The sequence below is a fragment of the Paenibacillus sediminis genome, from assembly GCF_017873765.1.
In the GTDB taxonomy this organism is placed as follows: Bacteria; Bacillota; Bacilli; order Paenibacillales; family Paenibacillaceae; genus Paenibacillus_AG; species Paenibacillus_AG sediminis.
The window spans coordinates 35,756-59,990 of the sequence record NZ_JAGGKP010000011.1; the positions used below are offsets into that span (position 1 = coordinate 35,756).

Annotated in this window: 34 protein-coding genes; 31 read left to right on the top strand and 3 right to left on the bottom strand. The window is 48.5% G+C overall.

Annotated features, from left to right (window positions below; all coding sequences use genetic code 11):
* Positions 1-36 precede the first annotated feature (36 nt).
* Both J2Z20_RS15150 and J2Z20_RS15155 read right to left on the bottom strand, forming a co-directional pair.
* The gene (locus J2Z20_RS15150; RefSeq protein WP_209852162.1) at positions 37-669 is read right to left on the bottom strand and encodes a hypothetical protein; all 633 of its coding nucleotides are present in this window, start codon (positions 667-669) and stop codon (positions 37-39) included.
* Between the two features lie 45 nt (positions 670-714).
* Positions 715-1,191: a hypothetical protein gene (locus tag J2Z20_RS15155; RefSeq protein WP_209852165.1), complete on the bottom strand. Its 477-nt coding sequence runs from the start codon at positions 1,189-1,191 to the stop codon at positions 715-717.
* Between the two features lie 264 nt (positions 1,192-1,455).
* On the opposite strand from J2Z20_RS15155, the gene J2Z20_RS15160 reads away from it, so the two are divergent.
* The 5 genes from J2Z20_RS15160 to J2Z20_RS15180 all read left to right on the top strand — a co-directional run bounded on the left by J2Z20_RS15160 (position 1,456) and on the right by J2Z20_RS15180 (position 3,587).
* Positions 1,456-1,947: a hypothetical protein gene (locus tag J2Z20_RS15160; protein ID WP_209852167.1), complete on the top strand. Its 492-nt coding sequence runs from the start codon at positions 1,456-1,458 to the stop codon at positions 1,945-1,947.
* Position 1,948: 1 nt separating this feature from the next.
* Entirely contained in the window at positions 1,949-2,122 is a 174-nt protein-coding gene (locus tag J2Z20_RS15165) for a hypothetical protein (protein WP_209852169.1), read from the top strand.
* Positions 2,123-2,151: 29 nt separating this feature from the next.
* Positions 2,152-2,610: a helix-turn-helix domain-containing protein gene (locus tag J2Z20_RS15170; protein ID WP_209852171.1), complete on the top strand. Its 459-nt coding sequence runs from the start codon at positions 2,152-2,154 to the stop codon at positions 2,608-2,610.
* A gap of 334 nt (positions 2,611-2,944) precedes the next feature.
* On the top strand, positions 2,945-3,118 hold the full coding sequence (locus tag J2Z20_RS15175) for a hypothetical protein (protein ID WP_209852173.1): 174 nt from the start codon (positions 2,945-2,947) through the stop codon (positions 3,116-3,118).
* 76 nt (positions 3,119-3,194) lie between these two features.
* On the top strand, positions 3,195-3,587 hold the full coding sequence (locus J2Z20_RS15180; protein ID WP_342454323.1) for a phBC6A51 family helix-turn-helix protein: 393 nt from the start codon (positions 3,195-3,197) through the stop codon (positions 3,585-3,587).
* A gap of 684 nt (positions 3,588-4,271) precedes the next feature.
* Here J2Z20_RS15180 and J2Z20_RS15185 read toward each other — a convergent pair.
* Positions 4,272-4,409 carry a hypothetical protein gene (locus J2Z20_RS15185; RefSeq protein WP_209852291.1) on the bottom strand — a complete coding sequence of 46 codons (138 nt, stop codon included), beginning with the start codon at positions 4,407-4,409 and terminating at the stop codon, positions 4,272-4,274.
* A 588-nt stretch (positions 4,410-4,997) separates the two neighbouring features.
* Between J2Z20_RS15185 and terL the strand changes: the two genes are divergently transcribed.
* From terL to J2Z20_RS15310, 26 genes are all read left to right on the top strand, one after another.
* A complete protein-coding gene (terL, locus tag J2Z20_RS18285) occupies positions 4,998-5,894 on the top strand; it encodes a phage terminase large subunit (protein ID WP_342454324.1) in 897 nt (298 codons plus the stop codon).
* A 176-nt stretch (positions 5,895-6,070) separates the two neighbouring features.
* Positions 6,071-6,688, top strand: a complete 618-nt coding sequence (locus J2Z20_RS15195; RefSeq protein ID WP_209852175.1) for an endonuclease domain-containing protein — start codon at positions 6,071-6,073, stop codon at positions 6,686-6,688.
* Positions 6,689-6,708: 20 nt separating this feature from the next.
* On the top strand, positions 6,709-8,265 hold the full coding sequence (locus J2Z20_RS15200) for a phage portal protein (protein WP_209852177.1): 1,557 nt from the start codon (positions 6,709-6,711) through the stop codon (positions 8,263-8,265).
* Positions 8,262-9,089: a phage minor capsid protein gene (locus J2Z20_RS15205; RefSeq protein WP_209852179.1), complete on the top strand. Its 828-nt coding sequence runs from the start codon at positions 8,262-8,264 to the stop codon at positions 9,087-9,089. Before J2Z20_RS15200 ends, J2Z20_RS15205 begins: the two co-directional genes overlap by 4 nt.
* 87 nt (positions 9,090-9,176) lie before the next feature.
* A complete protein-coding gene (locus J2Z20_RS15210; RefSeq protein WP_209852181.1) occupies positions 9,177-9,875 on the top strand; it encodes a phage scaffolding protein in 699 nt (232 codons plus the stop codon).
* Positions 9,876-9,934: 59 nt separating this feature from the next.
* A complete protein-coding gene (locus J2Z20_RS15215) occupies positions 9,935-11,026 on the top strand; it encodes an SU10 major capsid protein (RefSeq protein ID WP_209852183.1) in 1,092 nt (363 codons plus the stop codon).
* 51 nt (positions 11,027-11,077) lie between these two features.
* A complete protein-coding gene (locus J2Z20_RS15220; protein WP_209852185.1) occupies positions 11,078-11,290 on the top strand; it encodes a hypothetical protein in 213 nt (70 codons plus the stop codon).
* A 5-nt stretch (positions 11,291-11,295) separates the two neighbouring features.
* Positions 11,296-11,703: a hypothetical protein gene (locus J2Z20_RS15225; protein WP_342454325.1), complete on the top strand. Its 408-nt coding sequence runs from the start codon at positions 11,296-11,298 to the stop codon at positions 11,701-11,703.
* The gene (locus J2Z20_RS15230) at positions 11,703-12,020 is read left to right on the top strand and encodes a hypothetical protein (protein ID WP_209852191.1); all 318 of its coding nucleotides are present in this window, start codon (positions 11,703-11,705) and stop codon (positions 12,018-12,020) included. Before J2Z20_RS15225 ends, J2Z20_RS15230 begins: the two co-directional genes overlap by 1 nt.
* Positions 12,020-12,442 carry an HK97 gp10 family phage protein gene (locus J2Z20_RS15235; RefSeq protein WP_209852195.1) on the top strand — a complete coding sequence of 141 codons (423 nt, stop codon included), beginning with the start codon at positions 12,020-12,022 and terminating at the stop codon, positions 12,440-12,442. Before J2Z20_RS15230 ends, J2Z20_RS15235 begins: the two co-directional genes overlap by 1 nt.
* Position 12,443: 1 nt before the next feature.
* On the top strand, positions 12,444-12,866 hold the full coding sequence (locus tag J2Z20_RS15240; RefSeq protein ID WP_209852198.1) for a hypothetical protein: 423 nt from the start codon (positions 12,444-12,446) through the stop codon (positions 12,864-12,866).
* 52 nt (positions 12,867-12,918) lie between these two features.
* Positions 12,919-13,965, top strand: coding sequence for a phage tail sheath subtilisin-like domain-containing protein (locus J2Z20_RS15245; RefSeq protein ID WP_209852201.1), 1,047 nt, complete (start codon positions 12,919-12,921; stop codon positions 13,963-13,965).
* A gap of 29 nt (positions 13,966-13,994) precedes the next feature.
* Entirely contained in the window at positions 13,995-14,429 is a 435-nt protein-coding gene (locus J2Z20_RS15250; RefSeq protein ID WP_245252440.1) for a phage tail tube protein, read from the top strand.
* Between the two features lie 56 nt (positions 14,430-14,485).
* The gene (locus tag J2Z20_RS15255) at positions 14,486-14,881 is read left to right on the top strand and encodes a phage tail assembly chaperone (RefSeq protein ID WP_209852205.1); all 396 of its coding nucleotides are present in this window, start codon (positions 14,486-14,488) and stop codon (positions 14,879-14,881) included.
* A gap of 206 nt (positions 14,882-15,087) precedes the next feature.
* Positions 15,088-17,202: a phage tail tape measure protein gene (locus J2Z20_RS15260; RefSeq protein ID WP_209852207.1), complete on the top strand. Its 2,115-nt coding sequence runs from the start codon at positions 15,088-15,090 to the stop codon at positions 17,200-17,202.
* Positions 17,203-17,213: 11 nt separating this feature from the next.
* The gene (locus J2Z20_RS15265; protein WP_209852209.1) at positions 17,214-17,891 is read left to right on the top strand and encodes a LysM peptidoglycan-binding domain-containing protein; all 678 of its coding nucleotides are present in this window, start codon (positions 17,214-17,216) and stop codon (positions 17,889-17,891) included.
* Positions 17,891-19,000, top strand: a complete 1,110-nt coding sequence (locus J2Z20_RS15270) for an XkdQ/YqbQ family protein (RefSeq protein ID WP_209852211.1) — start codon at positions 17,891-17,893, stop codon at positions 18,998-19,000. The genes J2Z20_RS15265 and J2Z20_RS15270 overlap by 1 nt, the downstream gene beginning before the upstream one ends.
* Positions 19,000-19,338 carry a DUF2577 domain-containing protein gene (locus tag J2Z20_RS15275; RefSeq protein WP_209852213.1) on the top strand — a complete coding sequence of 113 codons (339 nt, stop codon included), beginning with the start codon at positions 19,000-19,002 and terminating at the stop codon, positions 19,336-19,338. Before J2Z20_RS15270 ends, J2Z20_RS15275 begins: the two co-directional genes overlap by 1 nt.
* A gap of 1 nt (position 19,339) precedes the next feature.
* Entirely contained in the window at positions 19,340-19,741 is a 402-nt protein-coding gene (locus tag J2Z20_RS15280) for a DUF2634 domain-containing protein (protein WP_209852216.1), read from the top strand.
* Positions 19,741-20,820 carry a baseplate J/gp47 family protein gene (locus tag J2Z20_RS15285; RefSeq protein ID WP_209852220.1) on the top strand — a complete coding sequence of 360 codons (1,080 nt, stop codon included), beginning with the start codon at positions 19,741-19,743 and terminating at the stop codon, positions 20,818-20,820. The genes J2Z20_RS15280 and J2Z20_RS15285 overlap by 1 nt, the downstream gene beginning before the upstream one ends.
* On the top strand, positions 20,820-21,377 hold the full coding sequence (locus tag J2Z20_RS15290) for a putative phage tail protein (RefSeq protein WP_209852224.1): 558 nt from the start codon (positions 20,820-20,822) through the stop codon (positions 21,375-21,377). Before J2Z20_RS15285 ends, J2Z20_RS15290 begins: the two co-directional genes overlap by 1 nt.
* A gap of 3 nt (positions 21,378-21,380) precedes the next feature.
* Entirely contained in the window at positions 21,381-22,433 is a 1,053-nt protein-coding gene (locus J2Z20_RS15295; protein WP_209852227.1) for a tail fiber protein, read from the top strand.
* A 14-nt stretch (positions 22,434-22,447) separates the two neighbouring features.
* Entirely contained in the window at positions 22,448-22,819 is a 372-nt protein-coding gene (locus tag J2Z20_RS15300; RefSeq protein WP_209852230.1) for a hypothetical protein, read from the top strand.
* A 3-nt stretch (positions 22,820-22,822) separates the two neighbouring features.
* Positions 22,823-22,963: a hypothetical protein gene (locus J2Z20_RS18385; protein WP_415640013.1), complete on the top strand. Its 141-nt coding sequence runs from the start codon at positions 22,823-22,825 to the stop codon at positions 22,961-22,963.
* A 78-nt stretch (positions 22,964-23,041) separates the two neighbouring features.
* Entirely contained in the window at positions 23,042-23,443 is a 402-nt protein-coding gene (locus J2Z20_RS15305) for a phage holin family protein (protein WP_209852233.1), read from the top strand.
* A gap of 2 nt (positions 23,444-23,445) precedes the next feature.
* Positions 23,446-24,135 carry a M15 family metallopeptidase gene (locus J2Z20_RS15310; protein ID WP_209852237.1) on the top strand — a complete coding sequence of 230 codons (690 nt, stop codon included), beginning with the start codon at positions 23,446-23,448 and terminating at the stop codon, positions 24,133-24,135.
* The last annotated feature ends 100 nt before the right edge of the window (positions 24,136-24,235 follow it).

The following is a 24,235-nucleotide window of genomic DNA, read 5'->3' on the forward strand; positions in this document are numbered from 1 at the left end:
CTAATACACTCCCCTATTCATTAAGTTTATTTACCCTTATTTCTTATGTTTATTGATGTATTGTTGCACTTGCACTCGTTCTTTTGACCACATTGGCGCTTTTCCGTTTGCTTGAGCATAAAAGTCAGGATCAGGGAAATCAGTACGGCTATTCGGATTCTGTGAACGTTTAAACCGATCGTAGAGTGCTTGCTTCGATATTCCGAGAGCTTCTGCAAAAGATGTTAAGTTATAATATTTCTGTTTGACTTTACTTTCGTCGATAACGACAAGCGCATCAATGATTTGATCAATAGTCACTCCTGCATTGAGTTCTGACAGATTACTAAGTGTTTGCTCTAACTTTTCTGAATCGAGAATGAATCTATAATCATCTTTATCATCGTCAATAGCGGCATATACCGAGTATTCGTCATTGTTGTACGTTGCTAATATATTCGTTGTTAGCTCATTAAGTTTAGTCGTTATTTTATGAAACAGCAGATGTTCGTCCCAATCGCTTACGATGTTTTCGGGCACGTGATAACGCATCTCTAAATCAAATTCTTTGAAAAACTCATCAGCTTCGGTATATCCGCTCACTTTCAAGTTAGTTACTTCCGTAAAAATTGCTCGCCGCGCTTCTTTGCCACCACGGACAATTGCGTTAAATAAGACTTGTTTATACATGAGAACTCACTCCTTTTTAGAGGCGGCACTATGGCCGCCGTGTATTTATTCAGCCGATCCAGTTACATCATTACCAAATTCGTATGTAGCGTCTCCACCGAAGTCTATATCAGATTCACGATAAGGTTGTTTAGCAGCCCATAATTGAACTTCTTCAAGATTTATATATTTAGCCGCTCCGTTTTCGACTTTCATATAACGTTTCTTGCCCAATTCTGATTTTTCGTAGTAACCGTCCTCGACGTCGTATTCCTCATGTCCGGCGGAACCTTTCTTATTCCATTCTTCGCGGTCTGCGGCTAAGAATTGACGATCTAATTTATATTGACGATGAGGACCAACAATTTTCGCAACATAGTCACGGCCTCCGCGAGCAACTCTAATATCGATCGTAGCTTTCACTTTCTTTACACCCTCCTTGATTCTAGCCCACACCGTTTTTAATGCTAACGCCATACGCGCAACCCAGTCACCCTCATATGTTCTTGCCAGCACCACCGCCTCTTTCATTACGTTTTGCATCGTTTAATTCCTCCTTTGATTTATCTTATACTTTTATTATACTCAAATACTTTACTAAGTAAAGGGGAACAATATACGAACAAATTATGAACTTTAAGGTAATTTACTGTGGATTACCTATAATTTTAGTGTTTAGCTGGCTATATAATTGAACCCATAAAAATTAAGCTGAGGCCGCCATTGCGCGGCTCATTCCCTTACGGGGCATTGCGCGAGTTATAAGCGGCGAATAATAAAAAAAAAAATAAATGGAGTGGTGGAGTGATGGCGGAAAGAACATCTTTCTATTTATACGTGGAGCATTACGTTAAAACGCAGGTAGACTTCGAAATTATTCTCGGACTAAGTGATGAGGTATACGAACGATTTCTGACCAAAGCTGCGATAGAGATATCCAGACGCACCTCGCCGAAGCAGGTTTACGGGCTGAGCCGTGAGGATGTGCGCGAAATTGTTCGCGATATGATTAACGATATGCTGCGAAAGAAGTGGATTGTCCCACAAAAAGAACCGCTGTTTTCGTTTATTAACAACGTAGGCGAACCGATGTTCATCTTCGCGCGGTTCAAGAAAGATGCGGTCAGCATAGCGAAATCAGCGACACACGTCAGTCTGGCGTATTGGGGAAAATCGAAATCATTACGAAAAGTAATCGAGATAAACGAGAGTGGGAGAGCCGTTCTTGATAACGGTGAGGAACGCGAAATCGGAACATCGCGAAATTTCGTCAACCTTTACGGTCATGGGAGGAATTAAGATGAGTAACGTTTACTTATACTGCTATTCGCCATCAATGTTTCACTTCTTGAGAACAAAGGGCATTCGATATATCTGCGTGGGTATCAACGAAAAAACAGGCGGACGGTTCTGGCTGTTTGCGAAAGATGACGCGGTTAAACGCGCTTTAGATGAGTATGACGCGAGTAAATAATATTAACGTGGAGTGGAGTGTGTTGGAGTATGGGCGAACAATTTCAGCGTTTGGCAAGCGAATCGACACGCAAGAAAACGGAATGTCTGGATCGGGGCTTTTACGCTCCGGTTCCGCATGATTTATTTCGCAGGATCGTGCCTATTGCGCGCGAGTACGATAAGGCTAACGTACATATCGTTACGCTGTATACGTACCTGCTATCGATGGTTAACGGGCAGCCGGACAACGATCGGTATATGAGCGCGTTCCCTTCGGTAATGCGTATCGCGGACGAAACAGGTATCGGTAGAAATCGGGTCAAGCGGTTATGCGACGTCCTGGAAGCGGTCGGACTCGTGAAGTCTGCGATGGATTATACGTCGAACAAGCGCGATAAGCTGTATTATCCGCAGTATTATTCCGCGCTGACTGACGAGGAGATTCGGCGGAATTTGGACGAGATATATCGTTATTCACCGGAGAGTGAATTACCTAAATCACTGTAGAGTGAATTACCTAATTCACCGGAGAGTGACGGTAAAGAAGAATAAACGTGTAATAACAAACGTGTAAGAACAAACAAAACATTACCGCTTCGGTTAATTCGCTACGCTCATGAACCTCGCGGACCAAATAAGAACGATATTAATAATACTTTTTGTCGCGTACGAACTCATGCTAATGAGTGAGTTGGGGAGGGGTAAAGCCCGAGCCAAGATGTCTATGTAGTATCATGAAGCATATTCGAAGAAGTACCTCATGTAGGCAAACCTCAATAAATACGTTACCACGCGTAAAGGTTGCGGACAGCAACCGGAAGAAGAACGGAGGGACTGCGTTATGAGCGTTGATTTATCGCAAGTATCTACTGCGGATTTACACCGCGAGTTAGCACGCAGGACAGGCGTACGGGAGATCGTGTATGGTCCGGAGGATAACGTTTATATCTGCGGTAACGATGGCGTTATTATCGACGATTACGGACCTGTTCGCGTATTGATTAACGCTGATTAATATATGCGCTACTTGTCCGTCGTGCTTGAACGGATGATTGGCGCGTTTCTTTATTTAAAATACGGAGGTGAATACGGTGCTGAAACGGTTGGAGACACACCACATGATCGCAGTCAAGTGGCTAGCGTTGCCTAAACGCGGAGGTAAGACGATGGATGAGATCGCGGAAGAGTGCGGAGTTAGCCGCCGTGCCGTGTATGACTGGATAAAAGATCCGCTATTTGACCGCGAATTGAAAAAGGAGATTATCCGTCAGACGACCGCAAGACTTCCGGAAGTAATGGATAGTCTAACAGACGCGGTAATTAAGGAACACAATGCAGCCGCGGCGAAGCTACTACTACAGGTAAACGGTATGTTAACGGATAAAGTTGAGGTAGAAAATAAGGGAACAAGCGAGCCGGACTTGGATGCGCTGGCTGCTCGGTTACGCGCGCTCAAAGAGAGTAAACGTGAAGTTGACGGTTAATTTAACGCATATAATGAAGATACACGTCTAATAAGTATGCACGTCACTTCACGTAGGGTACGTTTTACCTACTGCGCGCCTCGGACGCACACCCTCCGCAAATTTTCCGCTTCAATACGTCATTATCTATGCATAAACGGTGTATAAACGATGCATAAACGTATAATTGACGTACATGTGCGTGTCGACTACGGAAGGGTGAGCGCCGAGAACGTAGACGTGGCGCGGGGTTCGGGGATTTCGGAGGGTACGTAGACTATTGTACAAAACATATATTTTGTGCACATGTAGGTTGCGTTAATGCGTTAAAGTGCGTGACCCCCAAGGCCCCTCTTTCGAGAGGCCGTTTTAGGCGCAGAGAAAATCCGCGTATCAAAAATAACGTTTGGACTTGCGGAGAGTTTCCGCTTAAAATCACCGTGAAATCAGCGGAGTTATCACGCAGGGTATACGAACACACCCGTCAGCGGGTAACTGCGCTAATTTCACGTTAAAATCACGCTAAAATGAAGGGAGGCGGTATCTATCGCATGGGTTAACGGTAAGTGGCTGACGCGACCTGACCGCGAATCGCGCATCAACGAAATCGCAACGCTACTCGACGCGCTCGACGGCGTAGATATTGCCGATTTATCAACGGAAGACGCGGCGGACGTTGACGCACAGCTTGCGGAGTATGAGCGCTTAACGAGGATTAACGAAGCCGAGACAGATTTGATCGCGTTCGCTCTCGAATACTTTTCGGAGGCGCGTAATCCGGGCAACGCCGGCAACTGGGACGGATTCGATATTACGGATGTCGCGGATGCGCCTTCGTTTCACCGTGAAATTGCCGCCATAATGGACGGCGTGAGCAACGTTAAGACAAATGATAAGGTAGCGGTGGCGGCGCCGCGATCTCACGCTAAATCTACGTATCTATCGAAGGCGTTTCCGTTGCGCGAAATTGTGTACCGGAAGCGTAAATACGAAATCATCATATCGGAGACGCCGGCCGTGTCTAGCGGCAACTTGGACTGGATCGCGCTACAGCTTAAGCATAACGAGAAGCTGCGCCGCGACTTCGGTCCTTTATTGTCTCCGAAGCAGCAAGAGAATCCGAAAGATAATTCGTCCGAGTTTATCGCATGGGAACCGCAGGAATCCGGAGTGCCGCGATTACTCACGAAAGTTGAGGCGGCGTCGACCGGACAAGCGCTACGTGGACGTAACTGGAACGGTGTGCGGCCGGACTTAATCGTATGTGACGATCTCGAAGATATTAAATCGAATGCCGCGACGCCCGAACTACGGAAGAAGATGCGCGACTGGTTCTCGCAGACTGTTGTGCCGCTTGGCGATCCGAAAGGGAAACGGACGGCTTTCGTTTACATGGGGACAACGGTGCATCACGAAGCGCTACTCGTCAACGTGTTATATAACCGCGCGGACTTTAAGAGCCGCGTATATCGCGCGATTATCGAGTGGCCCGAGCGGATGGACTTATGGGAAGCGTGCCGACTCGTATACGCGGACAGGGAACGTCCCGTATCGGAGCGCGCCGAAGACGCACGCAAGCTATACGAGTTGAACCGCGAGGAAATGGATCGCGGTGCTCGCGTATTGTGGCCGGAAGCACAGCCGATTTGGAAACTTATGACGTGGAAATGGGACAACGGTTCGAAAGCGTTCAATACGGAGTATATGAATAATCCGGTCGATGAGGAATCGATGATATTTAATCCGGAGAAATTTACGTATTGGGACGATAAGCCGATTCGCGATCTCTTATCGCAGTATCCGCGCCCGATGGACGAGTTTGACGTATTCATGGGCGTAGACTTCGCGATGGGTAAAACGCGCGGTGACTATTCGGCAATCGTCACAATCGCGCGCCATAAAGAGACCGGTACCAAGTACGTTATTGACGCGTACGGCGAGCGCGTTAAGCCTGACGAGTTTATTCGCGTGATTACCGATAAGGTGCTGCGTTATCAGCCGAATGCAATCGCGGCCGAAGCGCAGGCGGCGCAAGAGTTTTTCGTACAGAAACTAAAAGAAGCGCTACAGGCCGCAGGCTATCCGGCTAGGACGCGCGTTAAAGAGATACATCAAAGGTCGCGTAAGGAATTGCGTATAGAGGCGCTGCTCCCGGATATCGAGAGTGGCGCTATTCAATTTACGCGGAAACACGCGCTGTTGCTCGAGCAGTTTGAGACGTATGGAACAGGGAGCCACGATGACTTGCCAGATGCCTTAGAACAATCAATAAGCATCTGTAGCCAATCCAAACGACAAATAAGACAAAAACCTTCATGGGCCTACTGATTAATCATCGAGGGGGTGTAGCATTGGACAGGAAAAAATTACATGTCTCATTACTATGTCATAACTGTAGAAAAGAATTTTCAAAGAACTTATATTATCTCATTAAGCGAGTTCGAGAGCAAAAAACAAGGTTTTTCTGCTCAAGGAAATGTGCGAGCTTACATCATTCACAATGTATGGTAGGAAAAGGTAATCCAAATTTTGGCGGAACATTTCACGGCAAGTTAACATCTGATCGAACTACCGAAGAAATGGCTGAATCCGTTAGAAAGATGGTAGCCACACGGGAAGCACGCAAGTCATTACACGGCGAACGAAACGGCAGATGGGCAGGTGGGTGGAGAGAGGTAACCTGCATTATTTGCAGCAAGACATATAACACACCACCGTATAGGTACCGGCGGATTATGGCCGGAATACAGCAAGCCTGTTGCGACCACAACTGCGCAAGGCTTTATGCACAGACACAAGTCAAAACGGCGAAGACATCTATAGAAATAAAAATGGCCAACGAGCTGACTAAGAGAGAAATTGCATTCGAGGAGCAATACATTCTAGGCAATAAGTTCGCGTTAGATTTTTATCTACCAGAATACAAAATTGTAATTGAATGCGACGGGGACTACTGGCACACAAAACCGGACGTGGTTAAACGAGATCGATCCAAAAACGCGTATATAGCCGCCTGCGGACTAACGTTATTCCGCTTTTGGGAGCGTGAAATCAACACAAGTATTGAAGCCTGCGTCGATTTAGTCTTAGCGGAAATAAACACTAGAGAAATTGCAGCTTAAACGAAAGGAGGGACGCAATCTTGGCTAAATTATTCGATGTCGGAGAGCAATATCCTCCGGCTAGTCATATACCGCGGCTCGCACGCTATAAACGCGGCCGTATTATCTTTGACGGACGACACGCGGAAATATACGAACGAGCGACGTCGCTGTTAAAGGATACTCCGCACGCATCGCAGCTCAAAACGTTATTTATCGCGGTGAATCTTATGGACATCTTGCTGACGAAGCCGGCCGATTTGCTCACGGGAGAGCCGCCGACTTACGAAGCCGGAACCGGTCCGGGAACGCGTGAACAGGAACGACTCGACTCAATCGTTGAGGAAAACGACCTAACGCAAATGACGCATGAACTCGTTATCGGCGGTGGCTATCGCGGTGATTCATTCGTTAAATCGCGCTACGGGGCGCGCGCCGATACGTCGGAGACGGAAGCGCTCGGATTGGACGTGGACGTGACACTAGAGCCGATTATCGAAGCGGTACCGGCAAACATTGTATTTCCGGAGTTATCCGTTGGCTCGCGTAAGAAGTTTAAAGCAATTAACATCGCGTGGATCGAGTGGGTTGAGGAGACAGGCGGAAAAATTACGCAATGGTTGACGGGTAGCCCCGTAACCGCAACGCCGTATCTCAACGTTGAGCGCTACATTCCCGGATACATCGTATATGAGCGATATAAACTCTCGGAACGCGGAGTTGATTCGGAGTGGGGCGTACCAATTAGCACATACTACATCGAGGAGAAGGTCGATACCGGACGCGAGTCTGACGTAGAGGAAACGGGAACCGACCGTTTACTTGTCCACCACATTCCGTATAAATCGGTTGATGACCGGTGGGAAGGTATCAGCGGAGTTGAGAAGATAGAAAGCGTGTTGAGCGCGATTAACGAACGGCTCGTGCAGATCGATTACATCCTTTGGAAGCATAGTGATCCGTGGATGTACGGACCAGGCGACATCGAGGATAGTGGCGACAAGGTGCGCGGGGGCGGCCGATACATTCCGCTTGAAAAAGACGATCCAACGCCGGGCTATATGACGTGGGAGGGCCAGCTCGAATCCGCGTTCAAAGAGCTCGATATCCTGCTTGGCCTCGTTTATCAGATGAGCGAAACGCCGCAGTGGTTATTCGGCACTACGCTTGCCAACGATAAAGGCGGAACGGGAACGTCGCACACGGATTCCGGCGCGATTAAGGCGCGTTTTATGCCGATACTAGCGAAAGTCAATCGGATACGCGCGCACGTTGACCGCGCTCTCCGTGACGCAATTTGGACCGTAATGCAGCTCGAAAACTACGCTAATCGTGGCGTGGCCGGATGGGAACCTTATACTCCGGTTTATCCCGTAATCAGATGGCGCGATGGCGTACCTCAGGACCCTAAAGAGGCCGCAGAAGTAGCGCAAATCCGTACTGGTAATAAGCCGACACAATCGGTGGCGGACGCGATTAAAGAGCTCGACGGAGTTAGCGCGGCGCAAGCGGAGGAAATAGTCAAACGTATCGACGCGGATGAGCAACGCGTAAACGGTACGGTCGATAGTTCGATATTCAACGGTGGTAACGGATGATTACGGAGCCTAATTACGACCGTGACGTCGCGAAGTTAGTTGACGCGTATAAACGTGCAATTACCGCAATTTTAGCGGAGTTAAACCGCCTCGATCTATCGGAAATATCGCGCGCTAACGCACAGGTCGCACTTTCGGAGGTTACGAAAATATTATCGTCACTTAACGAAGAGTCGGCGCAGTGGGTTAAGGCGAACATCCCGAAAGCGGCGACCGACGGAATTATCCGCACACTCATTGATATTGGCGTAGTCAAAACGGTTGAGGAAGCGCAGAAAATCGTTAAGTTTAACCGCATCAATCGCGAAATGGTTGCGTCAGCCGTTGCGGATACGCAGGCGGATTTACTTGCGGTAACGCAGAACGTCGACCGCAAAGTTCGCGCCGCCGTCCGCCAAGCGACCGCCGATTCGTTTCGTGCGAATATGACGGCGGGCATTAACGGTCGGCGTACGATAAGCCGCGATATACTCACGCAAATGCGCAAGACGCTCGGCGACTCCGTGAATACCGGACTTATTGACGCGGCCGGACGACGATGGAAACCGGAAGTTTACGTTGAAATGATGACGCGTACGAAAATGATGCAAACGCAAATTGACGCAACGATTAACGAAGCGCTCGGTCGCGATGTTCAATACGGAGTCATATCGCGACATGGCGCTAAAGATGACTGTCAATTATGGGAGGGGCGGGTCATTAAATTAACTCCGGACGCCCCCGGAGATTACCCGTATATTGGCGATTTACCTCGCAGGCAAATTTTTCACCCCAATTGTAAACATGTTGTTTCGCCAGTGCGCGATCCTGAATCGATGCTCTAGGCGTTTTTATTTTGTCCAGACGCGGCACGACGTTAAACTCTGCGGAAACCATGCGCTACGCGGCGTTAAAACGCGGGAGGATACGAAATGAAAAACGAACAATCTCACTATTATAGATACGCATTGAATCTGCAAACCTTCGCGGAAGGTGACCCGGAGCCAATACCGGAACCGCCAGCAGAACCGGAGGACAAGACGTTTACTCAAGCGGAGCTCGACCAAATTGTCGCGGATAGGCTCGCGCGTGAACGTAAGAAGACCGAAAAGTTTGCGGACTATGACGATATCAAAGCGAAATTGACCGCGCTAGAACAGGCGGAAGAAGAACGTAAGAAAGCGGAACTAACCGAGGCCGAACGGTTGGCAGCGGAGTTAGAGGAAGCACGGAAGAAAGCGCAAGAAGCGGACGAACGCGGAGCAACCGCGATAACTGCCGCTAATACACGCGTGATTAACGCAGAGTTTAGAGCGCTCGCGCACGAGAATAAGATTCCGGCTGATCGCGTAGCCGCTGCATTAAAATTGGCTGACTTAAGCGCGATTACAGTTGATGACGACGGCAACCCCCAAGGCGTAGAGGACGCGGTAAAGGCGCTAATCGCCGCACATCCGTATCTCGCCGAGCAAGCGAAGCCGAAACCGATTGGTGGCGCTAGTGGCGGAGGGGAACCGCAGGAGAAAACGAAAGAGCAACTATTGAAAGAAGCGGGTGATAAGGCGCGCAGAACCGGAAAACCGGAAGACTTCGCGGCATTCGCGGCACTGAAACTTAAACTTGAGAGTTAAAGGCTGTTCCTAACGGGACGGCCTTTTTATTTTAACAAAAACTAGGAGGAATCACTTAAATGCCAAGAATTTATACGACTGATCTAATCGGTAAGAAGCTGTCCGTAGTAGACGAAATCCTGTTGCTTAATCCGCACCAAACGCCACTCCTGAACCTTATCGGATTTTCCGATGCGGTAACGCAAACATCGCATCAATGGTTTGAAGACGAAATGTTCGGCGACGATTCTACGGTTGTCGGCGCTAAACTCGCGACTGACACTTCCGTTGTCGTAGCGAACGCAGAACCGTTCCGCGTCGGTCACGTTGTGAAAATCGGAGACGAGTTGCTGTATGTTTCCGCAATTAATACGGGCACTAAAACGCTGACTGTAACGCGTGGTTACGCAAGCACAACGGCTGCTGCGATCGCTGACGGCGCTAAAATCGAAGTTCAATTCGTAGAAGGAACCGAGGGAGCTGACGCCCGTTCTGCACGCTTCAAGGCGCGTAATAGCGTTTCGAATTACACACAAATCTTCGACGACTCTGTAGAAATCACCGGCACTGCTGAAGCTGTTACGCAATACGGAATCAGCGACTTATACGAGTACGAAAAACAAAAGAAACAAGTTGAACTCGCGCTGTCTCTTGAAAAAGCGCTAATCAACGGTGTGGCGTATCAAAACGGTAACGTTCGTCAAATGCGCGGTATTCGTAACTTTATTCAAACAAACGTGACTGACGCGGCTGGCGCAGGCATTGACGGCGGCAAGCTGAACGACGCTCTCCAATCCATCTACGAAAAAGGTGGCTTCGCCTCCGGCGGAAATTACAAGATCATAGTCGGCGCGAAACAAAAACGTGCGATCTCGGCACTCGACTCTAATAAAATCCTGATCGCGCAAAGCGAAAACAGCCGCGGTCAAAAGGTTGACCATTTCGTATCTGACTTCGGTCAATTCGAAATCGTACTGAATAACAACCTTGACGCTAAAGAGGCTATCATCACGGACGTTAACCGTATGGCAATCCGCCCATTGGCAGGCCGCGAGTTCTTCCACAAATACCTCGGCGAGCAAGGCGACTACACTCGCGGTATCTTGGTCGGTGAGTACACGCTTGAGTTCCGTCAAGAAAAAGCTCACGCGCGCATCAAAGGTTTGGCGTAATAGTCCCAATCACGAGCCTGCGTTTGCGGGCTCTTTTAACGGAGGTAACGAATGTCTACGTACACATCACGCTACGCCGAACTCGGCTTTTACGTTAATGGCGAATTGAGGCGATTTAGAAACGGTGAGTACCGCACCGACAACGCAGATGAAGCCGCTGTACTTGATGCGTTGGTTGATGCGGTAAAAGAACAAACGGAGGAATTAGCCGAAAAGCCTGCGTCTAAACAACGCAAAGCAACGAGCGCACCCTCCGAAACATAACGGAGGTGGTCCGATTGGCTATTTCGGTAGCACTCGCGGATTTTTATATCAACGCAAACTGTATCGATATTGACGACTGGACGGACGCAGATACAGCGAAAAAACAACGTATATTAAACGTCGCTGAAAACACGCTTACCCGCGCCTATTCGCAATATACGATACCAGACGAAGCGGTGTACGAGTTCTCGAATACTTTAGTTGTCGCGTTTAACGACACGAATAAGCTGGCGCAACAAGGATTAACCGGATTTACCGTTGATAAAGTCGGCTCGTTCAATTTTAAAGACGCGTTCGTAAACGGAGTTGGCGCAGATTTACGCAAGTTTATTCCGCAATCAGCGCTCGATCTTATCGGTGACGCGAACGGCGTAACACTTTCGAAGCGCGCGACGAAGTGGGTGACGATGTAATGGCGATAATTCCGCTAAAGCAAACGGTCACTGTTACGAAGGCTGGCGCGGATTCCGGATGGGGACACACCGATTCCGGCGCGGTCGTTATGTACAAGGCGCGCGTTACCGAACAGACTAGCGTAGTCATCAATCAATTCGGAGCAGAAGCCGTTTCGAGCATGACGATTATTTTCGATAAGCTACCGGACGTTTCGTACGACGACGTTATAACGTACACGAACGAATTGGGCGTTACGATCGCACGAAAACCGCTAGCTATCGAACCTAGACGGATGCTTAACGGTAAGCCGATACTGACGGAAGTGTACGTTTGATGGCGGAAGCACTCGAATTTGACGTCTCCGCGCTGTTGCGTTTAGTTGACGGATCTGCGGACGTTATTGAAGAAGCGGCAAAACGCGGAATGCACGACGCGCTCGATGCGTGGAAACGTGAGTCCGTAGACATTGCGCCATTAGACGAAGGAACGTTACGTCGGTCGATTACGGTCGGCGAGATTGAGCGTAATGGAAACGAATTTACCGGTGAAATTACGGCGAATGCGGTCGTTCAATCGAGTAAAGGGCGTTTTAATTACGCTTATTATATTCACGAAGAAGACGCGGGCGGTAAGAGCCTTCGCGCTCCTGGAACGGAGAAGAAGTTCCTCGATATTCCTGCGCAACAGAACGGTAAGAAATGGCTCGCGGACATAGAGAACGAAATTAAATCGGAATTGAAAGGAATGGGGTGGTAAGTTGGCGTTAAACGACGAAATTATTGCGATAGAGTCATTCGTTAAAGCGCAGTTTCCGGACGCTACGACCGGCAAGCAAACCATTCCGGCAGTTCCGAAGGCAAACTCGTTCTATGTCCGTTTTCTATCGGAAGAACGCGAGAATGAAACACGCTACCATTACCGGATTGACCGCGAATATCAAATCGTCTACTTTGCGCAATGGCCGGAACAGGTTATGCCGAAAATGGACGCGTTAGGTCGTGCGTTATACCAAGCGGACTCTATTGATTATATCCGCATCGAGTCATTCTCATTTTCGCAACCGGTGAAAACGGATAACGACTTATTCGTATCGATCGGAATCCTCGCAACAAGCACTCGTGAATCGCGTGACCAAACGGCATATCCAAAAATCAACAACGTGACAGTCAAACAACCATAAAGAAGGGCGTTCCAAAATGGAGCGCTCTTTTTATTTATAAGGAGGTTATTACATGCCAGGAGCTTCATGGGACCCAACCGCGCTTCCAACGCGCCCAGGCATCTACATTAACTTTGTAGAAGCTGCGGCTGCACAAATTCGCGGCGGCGCTCGCGGTATTGTCGCTATTCCGCTCTTGACTTACGCAGGTACAGCGGCGACAAAAACGTTCTACACGGTTGAAACGGAAAAGGACGCAACCGATCTATTCGGAGTCGATAACGTTGAATCGATTTTACTCGCGCTTCAAGGCGGTGCAAAGCAAGTACTCGTCTACACGATGCCCGCGAATCCATTAACGCAAGATTACGTTGATATGCGCGCAGCATTCGACGCCTATCCGTTTAACGTTTTCGTATTTGACGGTGAAAGCGATGATACGCAACAAGCCGCAACTAAAACGTGGGTAGCCACAAACCGCGACGCCGGTAAGAAGTTCATCGTCGTTATCGGCGGTGACGCAACTGATGACGCAGACCCAACATTGGGTAACGCGCGCTCAACGCTAAATAAAGACGACTATATCGTTAACTTGATTAACGGGGTAATTGTCGGTGGCAGCACGTATACTTCCGCACAATACGCGCCATTTGTCGCAGGACTTATCGCAGGAACCGCGATTAATCGGTCGACGACATACACGGTACTTCCGGTCGATGACGTTACTAAACGGCTGACTAACGCGCAAGTTACCGCGGCACTTGCGGCTGGATCGCTTGTATTCGTTAACGATGGCGAGAAAGTTCGATTAGAACAAGGTATCGTCACATCCGGTAAGAAAATCCGTTCGATTCGCGCACGTCAAGCGATCTCGTACGACATTGCGAAGACTGCTGCGGACAATTACATCGGAAAACTCAACAATAATGCGGACGGCCAAGCAACGTTAATGGTCGCGATTAAAGCGTATCTCGAACAGCTAGAGGTCGATAACGTGTTGACGTCGCCGGTTGTTGCGCTGGATTCGCAAAGACCAAGCGTAGGCGATTCCGTATTCCTTGAAATTAGTTATACGGAAGTAGACAGCATCGAGCGCGTGTTAATGACAATCAATATCTAAGGACGGTGAGAAAATAGATGGCAGGCCCAATGGACGCGAAAAAGGTAATCAGCGGCAACTACGGTTTCGCTTACGATGTCGACGGCAACTGGCTAACAAATGTCACGAAAGTCGAAGCGAACATCGAAATCGGGATGGAAGAAATTAAACTCGCCGGAACACGTTGGCTCGGTAACAAAACAACAACACTAAAAGGCTCCGGTTCACTCGGCGGCTATATGGTCACATCCGAATGGATCGAAAAAATGGCGCAAGTAACCGACGACATGAGTTCTCCGTTCGTAACGGAACTTGTCGTGAAACTTGACGATCCGGAATCATTCGGCGCGTATCGCGTTCGGTTGAAGAACGTTACGTTCGATAACATCCCAGTCGTCAATTATGAAGTAGGCTCTATCGTAGAAAATGAGTTCACTTTTGTATTTTCAGGATACGAAATTCTTGACGCAATTAGACCGCAATAATAGCGAGCTTCGGCTCGCTTTTTTAATTATCGAAAACAATCGGAGGTTAATTATACATGTCTAAAAATGCAGGTAAAGGTTTAGAGGCATTACTCGGCGCGACACTCGAACTTGAATCGCAAGTGTATATCTCGCGTTTGAAAACGAGTTTCACGGTTAGAGCGCTGACTAACGAAGAACTCCGCAGAGTTGGTGAACGCGCAACATTACCTAACGCAAAAGGCGAGAAGAAAACAGATGAGCAAATGTTTAACGCGCTTCTTATCGCGAAGGGCTGCGTTGATCCTAATTTCTCGGATAAAGCGTTGATTCAACATTACGGCGCGTCCGACGAAGCTGACTGCGTAACTAAAGCGCTTCTGCCCGGCGAGATTGCGAAAGTGTTACAAGCGGTTCTCGATTTATCCGGATTTGGGAACGAAGACGAACTCATCGAAGAAGCAAAAAACTAATAAAGGCGGGAGGGATTCCGGCACTTTTGCACGCGATATTCCAACGACATCATATACCGCCTGACGAAGTTTACGCGAAAGAAAAGCGACACCAAATGTTTATGTTTGCCTCGATGCTCTTAGTTTTCGAGGAAGAAGAAAAGGAACAAAAAGAAGCGGAACGTCGCGAGAGAGCGCGAAGGGTTAGCGCAGGAAGGAGGTAAGTGATGTCCTATGAGTTAGTAGGAAAAATTAAGCTAACAGACAACGGCGCTTCATCCACGCTAAAAAAGATAGATCAACAAATGAAACAGTTATCGCGCTCAACTGAGACTACGAAAAAAGCTGTGCAGACATATGTAGCTGCTAACGGGCGCGCGCGAGATGAGTTCGGAAAATTTGTAAAAGGCGCTAACAGTTCAAAAAAAGCTCTTGATGGGTTAGATACAAGCGCAAAGAAAACATTGAAGACGCTCTCTAATTTTGCGAAAAAAACAGCTATGGGTGCTTTGGGTGTTGGGGCAGTCGCAACAGGAGCGGCGGCGGTTGCCGGATACAGCTCGCTTAAAAAGGCGATGAACTTCGAATCGCAAATGTCGTCCATTCAAGCGCTCACTGGCGCAACAGACGCGCAAATGAAGCAGATGCAGACTCTCGCGCTCCAGCAAGGCGCTGCCACGAAATATTCCGCTCTAGAAGCCGCGCAAGGTATCGAAGAATTGTTAAAAGCCGGATTAACGCCCGCAACCGTTCAAGCTGGCGGACTTAACGCGGCACTAAACCTCGCAACCTCTGGCGGACTAGATCTCGCAAGTGCTGCGGAAATTATGTCGACCGCGCTTAACGCGTTTAAATCGGATGGAATGAGCGCAGCGCAAGCGTCGAATATTCTCGCAGGAACGGCGAACGCATCCGCAACAAGCGTGGAGGAATTACGCATGTCACTCGCGGCGGTGTCGTCCGTTGCGGCAGGACTCGGGTTAACGTTCGAAGATACGAATACTGCGCTTGGCTTATTCGCAAATAACGGACTGAAAGGTTCCGACGCCGGTACGTCACTAAAGACGATGTTGCAGAACCTCCAACCGCAAACCAAGACTCAAATTTCGTTGTTTAAAGCGCTCGGATTAATGACCAAGAACGGATCGAACGCATTTTATGACGCGCATGGAAATATTAAATCACTCGAAGATGTCTCCGGACTACTGCGCAAATCGTTATCGAAACTGACGAATCAGCAACGGTCGCTTGCGCTTGAAACGATGTTCGGTACTGACGCGATTCGTGCCGGTAACATCCTTTACAAGGAGGGCGCTAAGGGCGTTAAAAACTTCCAGAAGGAAATGAAGAAAGTTACGGCTTTAGACGTAGCACGTAAGAAAATGGATAACGCGTCGGGGGCGGTTGAGCAGTTTAAGGGCGCACTCGAAACTCTGCAAATTGCCGGTATGATGCCTACACTACCGCTCGTAAAGAGATTCGCTAATGCGGCGGCGGATTTTGTAACAAAGTACACACCAAGAATTACAGCGAGTATACAGCGGATGGTCGATAAAGCAAAGGGTTATCTGAACACACACTTCTTAAAGAATCCCGCTTTTCAAAACCTACCTGATCTTAAAAGCAAAGTTAATTTCGTTATAGGAGAAATCGGACCAGCGTTGTCAGCATGGCTTAACTCATCTGGAACACAGCAAATTGCATCGTTCGGAACGAAACTCGCAACAAGTCTAGCTGTATCGATGGGCAAGTCAATGGCAACAAGTGTTTTAAATGACCCATTACTTGCAACAACGCTCGGCGTCGCGGCGTTACTTGTTAATCCAACGCCGATCGGCTTAACTGTTGCATTAAGTATCGCAGCACCTGCGTGGTTTAAGAAAATTATTTCTGATAATTCCCCAGTTCTTCAAGCCAAGGCCAAGATTGAACGGCAATACAACAGCACACAAGACTTAACGAGTAAAGTCGCGACTAATGCCAAAAAGAATCCTAATCAGCCGCTCGTCAAAGGTGGATATATCTCGGCTCCGGATAAAAAGCCGTGGTACGAAAACGCATGGGGCAGCGTTACTGACGCATACGGCGGACTTAAAAACTTCGTAACATCCGGTAGGGGTTACGCAGGCGGACTCGATCGCGTTCCGTATAACCGGTTTCCGGCGTATCTGCATAAGGATGAAGCGGTATTGACACGGTCAGAGGCGAACGATTACCGCAACGGTAACGGTAGCAGCACGAAAGGCGGCAACGTAATCATCACGGGGAACACGTTCCACGTACGGAATGACTCGGATATCGAACGTATTGCGAAACAACTCGCGTACCATCTTGCGAAATAGGAGGCGGGTAAATGGCGCGGCAGAAACCGCAGTTTTGGTTAAAGTATAATAACGGAGCGGAAGCGTTATGGTTGCCGGTTAATCCGGAGTCCATTACCGTTACGTCCACGCATGGATACGAAGACATCGAAGTTTCTAATCTCGGCGAGTACACCGTTATCGGTAATAATCGTCAGAAGGAATTTTCGTTGTCTTCTTTTTTTCCACGCGACTATAACGCCTCCTATTGCGAGTATACGAACTTAAAAGATCCGTGGGAGTGCGCAAAGTTAATCGAAGGTTGGCAGAAATCCGGCAAGCCGATCCGCTATATCGTAACGGGTACGCCGATTAACATTCCGGTAACTATCCGCTCATTTGAATACGAAGAGCGAGGCGGTGAGCCCGGGGATATTTACTATACGCTCAGTTTAAAAGAGTACACGTTCATTGATATCGCGAAAAAAGGAACGCCAGTGAGCGGAAATAGTGGCGCAGTTATGCCGAAGCTCACTACGTCAGCACCGCGTCCAAATACGCATAGTGTTCCGTCATCTTATACGGTTAAATCCGGCGACTCGCTCTTTAAGATTGCCGCGAAAGTTTACGGTAATGGTAACGACTGGCGGAAGATTTACGATAAGAATAAAGCGGTAATCGGTCCGAATCCGAACGTCATCAAGGCGGGGCAGAAGTTGGTGATCCCGTAATGGCCGTTACAATTTCGTTACTATACGACGGAAAATATTACGTTGACCCACTCATTGAACGCGTCGAATGGTCCGGAGATGTTGCGCAGCCATACCGCACACTAACGGTTACGATGTCGAACACGTACAACGGTGACGAGCCGGCGATTGCGTTCGAACTCGGCAAGGAACTCCGCTTTAGCGTCGATAGTGTCGGACTATTTCGCGGAGTTATATTTTCGTATGATATCGCACAAGACGGTAACGCAACGATTATCGCGTATGACGAAAACGTTTATCTAACGAAGAACGAAGATACGCGCAAGTTTGTCGGAATGACCGCGTCATCTATCGTTAAGGAAATCGCAAAAGCGTTCGAAATTCCGTTAGGCAACATCGCAAATAGCGGATACGTCATTCCGAAAATGATTCTGCGTAATATGACGCTGTGGGATATGATCGTTACCGCGCTAACCGAAACGCGCAAACAAACGGGACGCAAATTCTACGTATACTCTCGCGAAGGAAAGCTGTACATGCGCGAAAAGAAAGACGAAATCGTGCGATGGATGATCGAAGACGGCGTAAATATTCTTACCGCAAGTCGTTCGCGCTCAATCGATGATATGCGGACGTCCGTAAAAGTTATCGGCGGAGATGACGAGAATAATCCGATTACTGCGCTCGCAAAAGATACGGCGCTCGCGAATAAGTACGGACTGATGCAGCACTTAGAGCAAGCGGACTTGCAACTCAATAAATCGCAAATCGACCAACTCGCGAAGCAGCGGTTAAAGGAACTCGGAAAAATAACGGAAGACGTATCGATTGAAGCGCTCGGCATTACGGATGTCGTCGCAGGAGCAGCGGTTTACGCATTCGAGAGTATGACGGACTTGGTGGGCGGATTTTACGTTAACGCGGATAGACATTCGTTTCAAAACGGCGTTCATCGTATGGAAATAACGCTGTCTAAAACGGATGATTTACCGAAGATTGAGTACGAGGATGATACCGTCAAAGCGGCCGCTAAGAAAGCTAAGAAAAAAGCCAAGAAGAAAGCAAGTGGCGCGGCATCTAGCAATAATCCAGTTAATCAACTTATTCAGCAGATTGAAGGAGGGAAGTAATGGCGCATCAACTTATCGAAGGAAACGGATTCAGTCAACTAAAGGACATAGTTAAAAAAGTCGGATACAACAAAGACGTCGATATCGAATTTGCGACGGTTACTTCTCCTCCGCCTTCTCTGCGGATTCAAATTGATAACATGAAATTCGAACTCGACGCGGACGATTTCGTCGTATGCGAATCGCTCACGAAACATACACGCAAAGCGTCGATAAGCGGAGGCGCAACGGTAGACATCGAATTTGAGGACGTACTTACCGCAGGCGACCGCATAGTCGTTGCTTCGATAAATAACGGTCAGCGATACGTAATTATTGACCGGATAGGAGGCGCGTAATATGGCGTTAAGTCCGCTCACTCCCGTTGATGATACCGCGACTACCGCAGTTTCACCGCTTAAAACGTACGCGCTCGACATTGATAACGGGGTACTCGGCGGGTACGTTGACGGTAAGGATGCGATTAAGCAATTCGCGTATAAAGCGATAAAAACAGCGCGATTTCGGTTCGCGATATATGACGATGATTACGGCTGCGAACTCGACGACATCATCGGTCAAGACGTATCGACCGAGTTACTGGAAACGGAGATACCGCGAGTGATTAAAGAAGCGCTAATATATAACGAACTCATTGATGACGTTCGAGATTTTATATTGACACGCGATGGCGACCGCCTATACGTGTCTTTTTTTATTGACGTTAACGACGATTCGATACCGATGGAGGTGACGATTTAATGGCATATGAAGATCAAACGGCCACCGCGATATTACAGCGGATGCTCGACGCGTCACCTGCCGACATCGACAAACGCCAAGGCACGCCGACTTACGATTTGCTTTCGCCGGCGGCTATCGAATTTATGCGCGCTTACGTCGAACTCGATAACGTCCTCAACTTCGGATTTGCCGATACAACATACGGTGATTACTTAGAGAGACGCGCGGCAGAGTACGGACTAACACGTAAGCCTGCGGTTAAGGCTACCGGAATCTTAACGTTTACCGGACCGGACGGAACGTTAATTCCCGCGGAAACACTTGCATCGACCGGTGGGGATGCGCCTGTATATTTCGTAACGAATGCGGATGTAACGATAAGCGGAGGAAGCGTATCGGTCGCGGCAACAGCGCAAGATGCGGGTGCTAACGGTAATGTCGGAATCGGCGCGATTAATACGTTACTCGGCGATTTAGTCGGCATTGTAACGGTAACGAACACGGTTAATTTTGAGGGTGGCGTAGATCAAGAATCGGACGCGGCGTTATTAGCGCGTTATCTTGAACGTGCGCAACGTCCGGCAACTAGCGGAAACGCGAATCAATATCGTCAATGGGCGCTTGAAATATCCGGTGTATCCGATGCGAAAGTATATCCGATATGGAACGGAAACGGAACGGTAAAAGTCGTATTGCTCGACGATAACAAAACTGCGCCTGACGCTTCGGTTGTTACCGCAGTCCAAACGTATATTGACCCGACGATGGACGGAACGGGTCGCGGGATTGCTCCGGTCGGCGCGACTGTAACGGTAGTTGGCGCGGTAGAGGTTCCGATTGACGTAAGTGTCGACGTTGACCTCGCACCAGGCGCAACGCTTGCGGACGTACAAGCGCAGTTCACCGACGGGATTAACGCGTATCTTAAAACGCTCGCATTCGCCGATCCGCTCGTTCGGATTACGCGCATCGCAAACGTATTGCTCGACATTCCGCCGGTTGTTGACTATCGCAATTTAACGGTAAACGGAGGAACGGCGAATATCGTTATCGCTGACGGTTCGGTTGCGGTATTAGGGACGGTGACGGTTACGTAATGACGACGATTAATTTACACGATTATGTTCCGCGCTATTACGAGGAGGTGCGCGTAGCCGTCAACGTCCTCGACCGTGAGGCTGACGAACTAGCGCAATTAAACGCGGACATTTACGATGTGCTTGCGCAATTCTTTATCGAGACAGCGACGTGGGGGCTTGACCGGTGGGAGCGCATATTCGGAATAGCGACGGATAGTACGAAGTCTTACGCGCAAAGACGCGAGGTTTTATTGGGTAAATTGCGCGGAGTCGGGACGGTAACTGGCGATCTGATCGATAACGTTGCGTCGGCATATGCGAATGGGAACGTTGACGTAACGGCGAATCCCGCAAATTACGAAATCATTATAACGTTCGTGGACGCGTACGGAGTTCCCGCGCAAATTAACGAGCTTAAAGCGGCTGTGCGCGATATTACTCCGGCTCACATGGCGATTACATACGTGTTCCGTTTCTATTCGTACGACGAGTTAAAGGCGAGCGGAAAGACGTACGCGCAGATTGCCGCGACGGGATTAACGTACAATGACGTTTACAATAGGGGGTTAGCGTAATAAATGGCGAATACAACGAATCTTAATCTTCCGTTAATCGACGGAACGATGACCGCGGACGTTCCGCGTGACATTAATGCGCTCGCGAACGCGGTTGATGAAAAGGCAGGCGCGGCGAACGGACTCGCAACGTTAGGAGCTGACGGGAAGGTTCCTGCGGGACAATTAAACGTACAGCCGCCGGCTGATGCGTCGCTAACGCAGAAGGGCATTGTGAAACTAAACAGCGCAACAAATAGCACAGACGAAACGACAGCAGCTACACCAAAAGCGGTTAAAACTGCGTATGACCTAGCGTCAGCAGCGGAAACACCGGCCGGCGCGCAGACGAAAGCCGATACCGCGCTAAACTCAGCGAAATCTTACGTTGACGCGAAGCCGTGGCAGAAAGCAAAATTGACGAATGACGACGGGACTACAATGTATTTATCAAATGTTGATGTAAATACACTCGTAACCGCCGGAAGATACCTAGTTGATACTCCAATTAACGGCCCAAGTGTTCCGTCAGGCGGCGGAAATATATGGTATGTAAACGTAAATCCTAGCCTTAATCCATTATTTGTGACACAAGAGTTCGTTAACTATTACGTAAACTCTTATATTCAGCGGAAAAAAAATAATGGTATATGGTCTGCATGGAGCGCAGACCTTTTTCAATCTGTCGTTGACGGCAAGAATAGCGTAGAAAACGCTATCGAGGCAAAGGGCGGTACTGTCAGCGACGTTAATAACCCGCCAACTTTTCAAGATTTGATCGACGGTGTGAATAGTATCCCGATGGGCAAGGCGTTTGCTACGGGTACGACGACTACGGACGCTAGCGGTAACTTAACCATATCAGGACTAAGTTTTACACCGAGATTGCTAGTCTATAATAACGGTAACAATACCTACCGAGGATTTTATAGTAATATGCCGACTGAATTAGGAGTTGCTGGCGGTATGCAAGGTGGAGGCAGCGTTAATTATAACGCAGGTTCATTTACATCAGGCGGAGGTACATTTCAAGGGCTTCCAGCCTCAACAACTCTGAAATGGATAGCTATCGCATAGAAAGGAGCAACAAAATGGAAATAGGAAGAAAAATATATTTTGATAAAGCTAGCGGAAATATTCTCGTTGACACCGGAGAGCGTTCCGGTGCAGTCGTCGAAACAACGCAAGAAGAAGATTTCGCGGTATATACAGCGTTAAGCGAACGCAATCCCGCTACGGTCGGAGTTATCGAACTCGCTTACGGAGATTATGCGCAAGACTTCGCGGGGTGTAGCGGATACCGTGTTAATACGTCTACACTTGCGTTAGAGTTTTCGTATCCCGACCCGAGCGCACCGCAAACGCCTACTGCGTATCAGCCTCCGCTGACGGAACAAGTTTCCGATTTACAGCAAACCGTTATCGCAATGCAGGACGCCGTTAATATGGTATTGGGGGTATAAAATATGAGCCGATTATACAATTATTTTTTGTCATACTGGAAGTACAATACCGCCGACACGGAAACAAAGCGAACAACGTTACAAAATGCCGTAACTAAGGGTTACATCACGCAAACAGAAGCAGATGAAATAATGGCAAGTTAATCTACTCTTGGACTAGGCGTATTTTTATGCCCTCGAATCATCGGGGGCTATTTTTATTTAAAGGGGGAACAACGCATCATGGAACGACTTGATATCGTAATAAAAAGCGCAGTCGCTTTCGGTGGCTCGTTGGTAACGTACTTAACCGGAGGGTGGTCGGAATCATTGTCGTTTTTACTATTTGTTATCGCGGTCGACGTCATATCGGGTGTATCGGCATCCGTTAAGGAAGGAAAAGGATTATCGAGCGCGGTAGGTTCGGCTGGACTCGCGAAGAAAGGACTTATGCTTCTCGTTATTTTACTCGCACACCGCATGGACGTTCTGCTCGGAACTGACATCGCAATGAGCGGCGCAGTCTACTTTTATATCGCGAACGAACTTATCTCTATCGTAGAAAACTACGGAAGGATCGGATTGCCTTTGCCGGAAAAGATGCGCGACATTATCGCGGTACTTAAAAATAAAGGCGGTGAGTAACGATGATAACGCTCGACCAAGTACGCGCTAAATCAGCAAGCAAGCTCGCCGGACTACATCCGGTAGTTTTATCGGCAACTCAACGCTTAATCGAACGGACGTACGCGCGCGGCATTCCGATTGTTATTACGCAAGGTCTACGCACGATTGCGGAACAGGACGCACTATACGCGCAAGGCCGAACGAAGCCAGGCGCGATTGTTACGAATGCGCGCGGTGGGGAGTCGTTCCATAACTTCGGAGTTGCGGTTGACTTCGCGTTACTGTTACCGGATGGTCGAACGTTATCTTGGGATACGTTGCGCGACGGTAATCTCGACTTGTTGCCGGACTGGTCTGAAGTCGTTGACGAAGCCAAAGCGCTCGGATTTGCGTGGGGCGGCGACTGGCGTTCATTTAAAGACCTACCGCATTTCGAAATGACATTCGGATTGACGACCGCGCAATACAGAAGTGGAGCCATACCGGACAAAACGAAAGTTGACGCGGTGTTAGCGATACTGAATCCAGTGGAGGACGATGAAGACGTGAAACTCGATAACGCGAATGTAATCGTAAATGGAACGAAGGTAAAAGACGGATTTCTTATGAACGGTTCTGTGTACGTTCCATTGCGTGACGTGGCGGATAGATTCGGCGCCACTATTGCGTGGGATAACGCGACTAAGACTGCGACAGTTAAGACGAAATGAATTTCGGAATATTTGCGCCCGTTGGCGAGTAATTTACGTATAAATAATTACGTAGATAATTCGTCGGCGGGCGCTTTTTTGTTTCGTATATCAAATTATT